This is a genomic window from Cupriavidus sp. SIMBA_020 (assembly GCF_046535395.1).
Lineage (GTDB): Bacteria > Pseudomonadota > Gammaproteobacteria > Burkholderiales > Burkholderiaceae > Cupriavidus > Cupriavidus campinensis.
This window is the reverse complement of the sequence record NZ_JAWRWU010000048.1, coordinates 1-542: the sequence shown is the minus strand read 5'-3', so window position 1 is coordinate 542 and position 542 is coordinate 1. Positions and strand designations below refer to the sequence as shown.

The 542-nt window shown below is 68.8% G+C and carries 1 protein-coding gene; it reads left to right on the top strand.

The annotated features are described in order from the left end of the window. Positions 1-35: 35 nt before the first annotated feature. The coding region (locus SB751_RS28075; protein WP_410748792.1) for a molecular chaperone at positions 36-542 on the top strand (507 nt) is incomplete at its 3' end.

Below are 542 nucleotides of genomic sequence, written 5' to 3'. Positions count from 1 at the left end.
TATTCGTCCACTGTCACCGCGACGGTGTACTTCTAGTGGCCCGCGTCCTGCGCGGGCTGGCCGTGGCGATATGGGCCGGCTGGATCAGCCTGGCGGCAGTGCCCGTCCAGGCCGCCACCCTGCAGATTTCGCCGGTGCTGGTGGATCTGGCGCCGCAGCAGGGCGCCACCGGCATCCTGCTGCGCAACCCGGGCGCAACCCCGATCTACGGCCAGGTACGCGTGTATGCCTGGGACCAGGCGCAGGGCGATGATGTGCTCACGCCCACGACCGAGATCCAGGCCAGCCCACCCATCATCCAGGTGCCGTCCAAGGGCGAACAACTGGTGCGGCTGGTGCGCAGCGGCAACGATCTGGCGCCGCTGCAGAAAAGCTATCGCCTGGTGATCGACGAGATTCCGGACCCTTCCACGCCGCTGGTCAACGGCGTCGTGCTGCGCATGCGCTATTCGGTGCCGGTGTTCGTGGCGGGCGCCACGCCCGAGCCGACGCCCGAGCTGGCCTGGCGGGTGACGCGCGCGGGCAAGGAATGGATTCTGCGG